The sequence below is a fragment of the Porcipelethomonas sp. genome, assembly GCF_051893655.1.
Lineage (GTDB): Bacteria > Bacillota > Clostridia > Oscillospirales > Ruminococcaceae > Porcipelethomonas.
The window spans coordinates 1-9810 of sequence record NZ_JBJFHN010000095.1; the positions used below are offsets into that span (position 1 = coordinate 1).

Annotated in this window: 8 protein-coding genes and 2 pseudogenes; 6 read left to right on the top strand and 4 right to left on the bottom strand. The window is 36.9% G+C overall.

The window, feature by feature from the left end; translation table 11 throughout:
* Positions 1 to 233 (top strand): hypothetical protein (locus ACI4WO_RS05520; RefSeq protein ID WP_439806565.1); only part of this gene is annotated, 233 nt, incomplete at its 5' end.
* A gap of 136 nt (positions 234 to 369) precedes the next feature.
* Here the strand turns inward: ACI4WO_RS05520 and ACI4WO_RS05525 are convergent.
* Positions 370 to 2943, bottom strand: a complete 2574-nt coding sequence (locus ACI4WO_RS05525; RefSeq protein WP_439806566.1) for an NYN domain-containing protein — start codon at positions 2941 to 2943, stop codon at positions 370 to 372.
* A gap of 218 nt (positions 2944 to 3161) precedes the next feature.
* Between ACI4WO_RS05525 and yfmF the strand changes: the two genes are divergently transcribed.
* The 5 genes and pseudogenes from yfmF to ACI4WO_RS05550 form a co-directional block, all read left to right on the top strand.
* A complete protein-coding gene (gene yfmF, locus ACI4WO_RS05530; RefSeq protein WP_439806567.1) occupies positions 3162 to 4424 on the top strand; it encodes an EF-P 5-aminopentanol modification-associated protein YfmF in 1263 nt (420 codons plus the stop codon).
* Positions 4424 to 5692: an EF-P 5-aminopentanol modification-associated protein YfmH gene (yfmH, locus tag ACI4WO_RS05535; RefSeq protein WP_439806568.1), complete on the top strand. Its 1269-nt coding sequence runs from the start codon at positions 4424 to 4426 to the stop codon at positions 5690 to 5692. Before yfmF ends, yfmH begins: the two co-directional genes overlap by 1 nt.
* 14 nt (positions 5693 to 5706) lie before the next feature.
* Entirely contained in the window at positions 5707 to 6792 is a 1086-nt protein-coding gene (gene lgt / locus ACI4WO_RS05540; protein ID WP_439806569.1) for a prolipoprotein diacylglyceryl transferase, read from the top strand.
* Positions 6792 to 7646: a bifunctional methylenetetrahydrofolate dehydrogenase/methenyltetrahydrofolate cyclohydrolase FolD gene (gene folD / locus ACI4WO_RS05545; protein WP_439806571.1), complete on the top strand. Its 855-nt coding sequence runs from the start codon at positions 6792 to 6794 to the stop codon at positions 7644 to 7646. The genes lgt and folD overlap by 1 nt, the downstream gene beginning before the upstream one ends.
* A 304-nt stretch (positions 7647 to 7950) precedes the next feature.
* Positions 7951 to 8199 (top strand): annotated as a pseudogene (locus tag ACI4WO_RS05550) (terminase TerL endonuclease subunit); the annotation flags it as partial.
* 473 nt (positions 8200 to 8672) lie between these two features.
* Here ACI4WO_RS05550 and ACI4WO_RS05555 read toward each other — a convergent pair.
* From ACI4WO_RS05555 to ACI4WO_RS05565, 3 genes and pseudogenes are all read right to left on the bottom strand, one after another.
* A pseudogene (locus ACI4WO_RS05555) lies at positions 8673 to 8930 on the bottom strand (hypothetical protein); the annotation flags it as partial.
* Between the two features lie 27 nt (positions 8931 to 8957).
* Positions 8958 to 9029, bottom strand: a complete 72-nt coding sequence (locus ACI4WO_RS05560; protein WP_439806572.1) for a GGGtGRT protein — start codon at positions 9027 to 9029, stop codon at positions 8958 to 8960.
* A gap of 143 nt (positions 9030 to 9172) precedes the next feature.
* The coding region (locus tag ACI4WO_RS05565; protein ID WP_439806570.1) for a PD-(D/E)XK nuclease domain-containing protein at positions 9173 to 9810 on the bottom strand (638 nt) is incomplete at its 5' end.

Here is a 9810-nt window from a genome sequence, read left to right on the forward strand (position 1 = left end):
TGTACATAACCGCATACGGAACAAACCCATTTTTTCATAACTTTTACCTCTTTCTTTTTATTTTCATTATTAGGAATTATTTCAAGCAGCTTTTGGGCTGCTTCTACATGGAATCCAACAGGGAGGATAGGAAATCAATTAATTTAAAAGCTCGTATGTATTATTGCTCTGGAGAAGCATATATCCTTCTCTGTGGTCTTGATATTCTTATCCTCCTTTCTGATATATGTTGATTATATCACTTTTTAATAAATTTTTCAACATTTTAAAATGAACATGACTTGCAAGTAAACTTTGCCGAAATTTATTTGCCATATTTTGAGGTTGTCACCAAAGCCTTAGCAAATTTTCTCATTTGATTTTATGAACTTACATTATATAATCCCTGATTATATTTTCAGTTTCTTCCACTTCTTTTTGAAATTCAGATGCTGAAATACGGCATGCTCCGTTGCCGAGTATTATTATCTGTTCAAGATTATCTGATGTAGCTACTCTTACTCTGTGATTTCTGCCTATTTCATGGGTTACCTTTTCAATATACATATCTGCTGTTTCTGCTTCTTTAGTATATACAACGCTTATGTTATGAACCTTTTCAACAGAGCGTGTTCCGCCCTTTATTTTATATGCGTCAAACACCAGTATAAGCTCACACTGCTTAAATCCCTGATAATTGCAGAGAATATCAATAAGACGATTTCTTGCAGCATCCAGACTGTCCTTAGCGAGCTTGCTCAGATTATCCCATGCAAAAATAATATTGTATCCGTCTACAAGCAGATATTCAGGACCTTTCGGAACAGGAGGTGCCTTATATTTGCTGACATCATTATCCATAGAATTTTTTCGTACAGACCTGAAAGCATTTTTTACATCCCTGCGTACCGGACCATAGGTTCTTTCAAAAATTTCCATAAGCTCCTGATCTTCTGCAAGTCTGTTCTGATATCTTTTTACCTGTCTTACAACAGATTCATTTTCAGTGATTTCTGATACCGGTTTAAAAAAACGCTCCAGATGCATTTTATCATACACTTCATTCCATTTTACAACATAGCCTGCGCCATGAGAACAAAAAACAGAATCCGCAGTATTCGCTACATCACTGTCAGAATTATATCCGATTTCTGAGATGATATCATCAGCATTATGACATGGTTCATAGCCTTTAAGACTGCAGTTAAGCCTTCCTCTGCCTTTGGTATAGGCATTCACCTCAGACTGATAATCCCGTATTTCATATACCGGAGCTTCACCGTCAATAACTGACATATCACCAGAGGTTTCAGGAGGGGAGAATTTTCCGTTCATTCGCTGAATATCAGAAATAGCCCGTCCTGCTGTTTCAGATGGTATTTCAAGCCGGAATTTATACCATGGCTCCAAAAGAATACTTTCGGTGCATTTCAGTCCGTGACGTACTGCCCGGTAGGTTGCCTGACGAAAATCTCCGCCTTCTGTATGCTTTATATGGGCACGTCCTCCAATAAGTGTTATTTTCATATCAGTAATGGGAGAACCTGTCAGTACGCCGATATGCTGCTTTTCCTGAAGGTGTGTTAAAATAAGTCTCTGCCAGTTTTTGTCGAGAATATCCTCATTGCAATCTGATTCAAAGACAAGTCCGCTGCCTGGCTGACCGGGTTCCAGAAGAAGATGAACTTCAGCATAATGCCGCAAAGGTTCATAATGACCTACTCCTTCAACCGGTGAAGCAATAGTTTCTTTGTAAGCAATACTGCTGTGTCCGAATTCTGCATTATAGCCGAACCTCTGGAATATCAGATCCTTTAAAATCTCAAGCTGTATTTCGCCCATTAGCTGAATCTGAATTTCGCCAAGCCGTTCGTTCCATATAACATGAAGCTGCGGGTCTTCCTCTTCAAGTAATTTAAGGTCTTTCAATCCGGTATGGTTATCAATCTCAGGCGGAAGAACTACACTATATGAAAGTATCGGTTCCATAACAGGGTAATCTGAATCACTTTCCTGTCCGAGACCTTCTCCGGGATACGCACAGGTAAGTCCTGTAACCGCACAGACAGTACCGGCAGATACTTCTTCAGCTGTTGTATATTTATTTCCGGAATATATTCTTATCTGATTTATTTTTTCTTCCCTGATATTTTTCCCACAGCCATATTTTATCAGATCTCTTACTTTAATACTTCCTCCGGTAATTTTCATGTGGGTAAGACGTTTTTTCTGTTCATCTTCAGAAATTTTAAATACCTTTGCTGAAAATTCGTTTCCGTATTCTATATTTTGAGTATACAGATCCAAAATATTCAGCAATTCTTCTATACCGTCTAGTTTCAATGCTGAGCCGAAGCAGCAGGGGAATATTTTTCTGTTAAAAACTGCACTTCTGACTAATTCATCAGATACAGAAGAAGTATTTAAAAATTCCTGCATAATATTCTCATCACATAGAGCGATATTTTCAAAAAATTCCTCTGAATTTCTGCTGACAGAAAAATCCACAAAACCATTTCCTAATCTGTCAGTTATCTCCTGAATAAGTTCACTGTGTGAAAGTGTGGAAATATCCATTTTATTTATAAAAACAAATACGGGAATACTATATTTTTTCAGAAGATTCCATAGTGTTTCAGTATGGCTCTGCACTCCCTCAGAACCGCTTATTATAAGTATTGCATAATCAAGCACCTGAAGGGTTCTTTCAGCTTCTGCTGAAAAATCAGCATGTCCGGGAGTGTCAAGCAAAGTGAATTCAGAATCATTTATATGAAAAACAGCCTGTTTGGAGAATATAGTAATTCCTCTTTCACGTTCAAGAAAATGAGTATCTAAAAATGTATCTCTGTGGTCTACACGACCCCATTTGCGTATTTCGCCTGTTTTATACAATATGCCTTCGGATAACGTTGTTTTTCCGGAGTCAACATGAGCTAGAATTCCTGTTACAAGTTTTTTCATATTTATTTTCCTTTTGCACGATTTTCAGTCTATAGTAAAATTTTATCATAAAAAATGTCAATATTCAATATCTTACAAAAATAAATCTGCGTTTTTCGTTATCAGTACAGTTTTTTAGTTTTCAGGAAATATCATTTTTCAAGGGTTGTAAATCAGACTGAATTATGATATAATAACCCTAAGTGATTATTATATTTATAAAAGGAGAAATAAGGATTATGGCAAGTTACTCCAGAAAATTAATATCGGAGGGGATCGGTTATTCAACAATAATTGATCCTAAATTTAAAACAAATAAAATTCAGGTTATGTTCATAACTGATCTGAGGGAAGAAACTGCTGCTGCCAACGCAATGGCAGTAGGTATAATGGCTTCATCCAACAGTAAATATAAGAATATAAGTGAAATAACTGCAAAGCTTAATTCTTTGTATGGTGCAAATATTAATGCAGATATATCAAAGCAGGGAGATTTTCAGAGACTTTCTCTGGGCGTTACTTCTATTCATAACAGATATGCGCTGGATGGAGAGGATATAAGCGGAGAAGTTCTTGATATACTTCTGGACTGTATTTTCTCGCCAAATGTTAAAGACGATGAATTTGCCCGTGAACCATTTGATTTCAGAAAAAAAGATCTTCTTGATACTATTGACGCAGAAATAAATAATAAAAGAGGCTATGCAGTTATTCAGGCGCACAGGCTTGCTTTTCAGGGAGAAAACAGTGAAAATTCTTCTTACGGTACAAGAAAAACCGCTGAAACAGTAACGCCCAGACAGGCATATGAGGCTTATAAAAAATTACTAAGCAGTGCTCAGATAGAAATTTATTTTGTAGGACCGGAGGAAGATAAAACAGCAGAGCAGAAAATAACAGAAGCATTTTCTAAAACTGAACATAATATTTCTGCAAAGGAATTTTATAAATTCAGTCCGGTAAAAAATGAGGTTTTATGCAGGGAAGAAAAGCTTGATGTAAGCCAGTGCAAAATGGTAATGGCTTTTAAGTCAGACTGCCATGACAGATATGCTATGAAGCTTATGAATACTATTTTCGGAGGTACTCCGTTCTCAAAGCTGTTTTTAAATGTAAGAGAAAAACTGAGCCTGTGCTATTACTGTGCATCTGGTTACAGTCAGCTTAAAGGCGCAATATTTATAGACTGCGGTATAGAAGAAGAAAATATTGAAAAAACCAAACAGGAAATTTTAAATCAGCTGGAACAGATAAAAAATGGCAGTTTTACTGATGATGAAGTAAATAACTCAATCCTGAGCATTGTAAATTCTCTTAAAGGAGTCGGTGATACAACGGCATCATATATTAACTGGTATTATGGCTGTTTTGTAAATAATGAGATTTTAAAGCCTTCAGATACAATAGAAAGATACAAAGCGGTTACAAGAGAACAGATTATTGAAGCTGCAAAATCATTGAAGCTTGACAGTATTTATATAATGAAAGGGGAGAACAAATAATGGAAATACAGGAAATCTATTGCAGCCAGACAGGGGATAAATGCAATTATATAAAACATCCTTCAGGACTGGATATATATATATGTGAAATGAACGGTTTCAGTACAACCGAGGCACTTTTCGGAACCAAATACGGTTCAATAAATACCATGTTCAAAACTAAATCGGATAAGGAATATACAGTAGTACCGGAAGGAATTGCACATTTTCTTGAGCATAAGCTTTTTGAAAATGAAGACTGCGATGCATTCGAACTTTATGCTAAAACCGGAGCAAATGCCAATGCGTATACATCTTTTGACAGAACATGCTATCTTTTCAGCTGTTCGGATAATTATCTTGAATCCCTGAAAATTCTCCTGGGATTTGTTCAGAATCCGTATTTTACCAAGGAAACAGTTGACAAGGAACAGGGAATTATCGGACAGGAAATAAAAATGTGCAATGATAATCCTGGCTGGAAGGTTCTTTTCAATATGCTTCAGGGAATGTACCACAAACATCCTGTAAGAATTGATATTGCCGGCACTATTGAAAGCATTGCTGAAATTGATGCTGAACTTCTATATAAGTGCTATAATACTTTCTATAATCTTCATAATATGGTTTTAGTTCTTGCAGGAAATGTAAATACAAACGATGTACTTGAAGTTGCAGACGAGCTGCTGAAGCCTTGCGATAATATGGAACTGGAAACGGTTTTTCCTTATGAACCTTATGAAATTGTAAAAAGGGAAGTGCATGAACATCTGCCTGTAGGCTCTCCGATATTTAATATCGGTATCAAATGCAGACCGCTTTCGGGTTATGACAGACTGAAAGCAAATATGGAATGCTTTATTGCCGGAAGCGTTATTTCAGATCCTTCAGCTCCTTTCTGCAAAAAGCTTATGGATGAAGGTCTGATTAATTCCACTTTTGGCTTTGAGGTATTTGACGGTGACGGATTCTTTTCACTGATTTTCAGCGGTGAGTCTGAAAATCCAAAGCTTGTTTTATCAGAGCTTATAGATGAAATTGACAGAGTTAAAACAGAAGGTCTTGATAAAGAACTGTTTGACAGTATCAAAAAATCCACTTATGGTTCCGCCATTATGGAAAGCAATAATGCAGAAGCAGTTGCAGGAAATCTTATTTCAGCATTTATGGCTGGGGTGGGTCCGTATGATTCCATTAAAGTGTTGTCTGAAATGACTTATGATGATGTCCAGAAATGTGTGAATGAACGATTTGATACTGATAATCTCACCATATCAGTAATTGATTAAAACGGAGGGAAAACATGACACAGCTTGGCAATCTTGAACATGATGAAATTGTTTTTCCAAAACTTGGAATAGATATACATGTCAGTGATACAGCGTTTACTATATTCGGTATTGATATAAAATGGTATGGAATTATTATAACTGCTGGTATACTGCTAGCTATGATATACTGTATTCCGCAGATGAAAAAATATGGCATCGACTCTGATCGTGCTATAGATGCAATACTCGGCGGTATCGTAGGAGGACTGATAGGTGCCAGAGCATATTATGTAATTATGAGCTGGGATACCTATGCAGGTGACTGGAAGTCGATTTTTAACTTCCGTAAAGGCGGACTTGCCATTTACGGAGGAATTATAGGTGCAATTTTATTAGGAGGTCTGATAGCTAAACTGCGAAAAGTGCGGCTGCTGCCTTTGCTTGATATTGCATCAATAGGGTTTCTTCTGGGACAGGGAATCGGAAGATGGGGCAATTTTACTAATCAGGAAGCATTTGGTTATAATACAGATAGTATTTTTGGAATGTCCGGCGGAAAAATTCAGGAATATATTGAAACACAGATGATTTCTATGCCTTCCGGACAGGGTGCGGCTTCAATGGATCCCTTTATGCCTGTTCATCCATGTTTTCTTTATGAATCAGTATGGTGTCTTCTGGGTTTTTGGCTTCTTGCTTTATTCGCAAAAAAAATACGCAGATTTGATGGTCAGATATTGCTTATTTACATGGGCTGGTACGGTCTGGGAAGATTTTTCATTGAAGGTCTTCGTACTGACAGTCTTATGATAGGTGAGATAAGAGTTTCTCAGGCACTTTCTGCAGTATTGGTTATTGTTTCAGTGATATTACAGGTTGTAATAGGACTCAGGGTAAAAAGATTAGGCAGTGATTACACGCTTTATGTTAATACAGAAGAATCAAAGAAACTTCTGGAGGAAGCGGAGAAAAAATCTTATGAGTCTAAAAATAAAAAAGAAAAAATTCAGTTTAAAGATGTTTCAGACAATATAGATGAATTTGATGATGATGAAATATCCGTGAATAATGAAATAGATGAAACTAAGGAAATAGAAATAGAATCGGAGGAAGAATAATAATGGCTAATTTAATTAATGGCAAGGAAGTTTCAAAAAATGTTAAAGACAGAGTTAAAAGTGAAACCGCAGAATTCATAAATGCAAGCGGTATTACACCCGGTCTTGCTGTTGTAATTGTTGGAAATGATCCTGCGTCAAGAGTATATGTAAATTCAAAAAAGAAAGCGTGTGCTGAAGTGGGATTTAATTCCTATGAATACGCATTGCCTGAAACAACGACTCAGCAGGAACTTCTGGAGCTTGTGGAAAAGTTAAATAATGACCCAAAGGTTAATGGAATTTTATGTCAGCTTCCTCTTCCGTCACAGATTGATGAAAATGCAGTTATTAATGCAATAAAGCCTGAAAAGGATGTGGATGCTTTTCATCCGTTTAATGTCGGAAAAATAATGATAGGGGAATATTCTTTTCTTCCGTGTACCCCTGCCGGAGTAATGGAGCTTATTGACAGTACAGGAACGGATATTTCCGGAAAGAACTGTGTTGTAATTGGAAGAAGCAATATTGTAGGCAAGCCTATGGCTATGCTGCTGCTGCATAGAAACGGAACAGTTACAATTTGCCATTCCAGAACACGTAATCTGGCTGAAATATGCAGAAATGCCGACATCCTTGTGGCTGCTGTCGGAAAAGCAAACTTTGTTACAGGTGATATGGTAAAGGATGGTGCAGTAATTATTGATGTGGGAATGAACAGACTTGAAAACGGAAAACTTTGCGGCGATGTTAATTTTGAAGAGGTGGAAAAGAAAGCTTCATATATTACTCCTGTTCCAGGCGGTGTGGGACCTATGACAATTGCCATGCTCATGAAAAATACTCTTACTGCTGCTAAATTGCAAAATAAATAAAAGCGATACTGAAAACAGTTGTGAACTTCGTAAATGCGTGGTTTACAGCTGTTCAGTTTTATATTTACATGATTCTAGAGTTGTTTAATACTAAGTAATAAGGGTGTCAAAACACAAAAAAGACCGCCTGGAAAATTGATATAATCTCTTTAGAATAGACACACGAAAAAACAAAAATTTCGAGACTACACTAAGGGGGTTCTTTTATGCCAAGAATACGTAAGAACAAGAATACTCAACAGAACTTAAGCTAAAAGCAAAGCAAATCAATCACTTGATAAGACAATCGGAATGGATAAGGTCTACCAAAGAACTGATGAAACTGACCCTTGAACAGACACTTGCTCATAACGGTCACCCGGTTCTTCGGTGGATGATGGATAATATTTTTATACGACGTGACCCAGCCGGAAACATCAAACCAGACAAAGAAAAATCCACAGAGAAGATTGACGGTGCGGTTGCCATGATTATGGCTCTCGACCGTACTATCCGCTGTGGATGCGTTTCTGATGATTCTATTTATGATTCGAGGGAGATGCTGATTTTATAGCTGATGTTAGTTCAACAAATTGGAATTTAGCAATTCGCATTGGCGAATCTGTATTTGGCTGACAGAAAATCTCTGACAGTCTGATTCAGTTCACCCTTGCGATGGAAAATTAAATGTTTCCCTACGCACTCAGCTTTTTTGCTGGGTGTTTTTGTTTGTAGGTGGAGATTATGCGGTGTTGCCTTAATAGTCAAAAAAAGCCTCTTTAAGGGGGCTTTAATTATTATTTATTGAATTTATATTTTGTGCATAATTGACTGCAAAAGTATCACAGAATCCCACTAAAAATTAACATAAAACCGCTCAAGCTATCAAGCAACTGGCAGAAAAAGCTAAATCCGAGTAAACAACAAATAGCCCTCCCAATTCCTACAGAAGCGAGAGGGCATTTTACTATTCTTTAAAAAACTTTTTCCACAATTCATAACAGGGAGAGCAAATACCTTTCCGCCAATTCTTGACAGTAGTTTCACTCACTTCACATTGTAAAGCAAATTTACGAATTGAAAGATTGTTTCTTTCCATATATTCCTTAACAATATGTGAAGAATCCATATTGAATTTATGGTGTCAGTTAAAAGGTCTATGCCGAGAACATCAGAAAGCTTTGTCAGCGTTTCGATGCTTTTGTATTGCTCTTCAACTTCTTCTCGCTCGTATTTGACGTAATTGACATAACTCAAGCCTGTAAGTCGAGTAATATAAGCAATACTGAAACCTTTTTCCATCCTTGCTTTCGCAAGGTGGTAAGTCCTGAATTATTTTTTCCAGCTTTCTTCAACCGCAACAGCGCAGGCAACAGTAGCACCAACCATTGGGTTATTACCCATGTTTTGTCACTAAAATGAAGTCTTCCGATATGGTACGATTAATCCCGATTTTTCCCGTATTATGGGACTTTTCAGGAGTTTTGCAGATTAACATTTTTTAATGTTTTTCAATTTGTTTTAAAATTGTCTTTAATGAAATGCGGTTATTTTGTGGAATTTCCTATTCTTAATTCGCCGGTTATTTTTTCGATTTTACAGGTGTGTTTTTTATAATCGGTATCAGGGTCAGTAGTGTAATTAATGCCGACAAGAATTATTTCTCCGCTGTAAGCGGACAGCTTTTCAGTATATTGTCTGTTCCTTATTTGTTCAAGTGCAATACTTGCGTCCTGTTCTTTTTTGAGTTCAACAACTATTGCGGGAACATTTTCATTTGGTCTTGGCAAAAATGCAATGTCTGCATATCCTTTACCTGTCGGAAGTTCCCTTATTATTTCATACTGATTTCTTGCGGTATAAAACGCAAGCGTTACAACACAGGCAAGTGCATTTTCATCATTATACTTAATAATCGAGGTATTTTCCTGATGAGTCTGCTCAACAATCCGTGCAACTGTTTCTTCGTCACCTGAAAGCGCTGCCTTTAAACATTCCTCAGACTGGTTTATTGCATTAATAACACGCTCCCAGCCTCCGTCTTTTATACTTCTGACAAATTCCTGCTGTACTTCCATATTCGGAATCCAACAGCTTTTGGTGTCAAAATCATAGGTCAGATATCCGAGATGAATAAGGAGTGTAAGAACATCATCTGCATAGTTAAAGCTTGACATATCGTTCT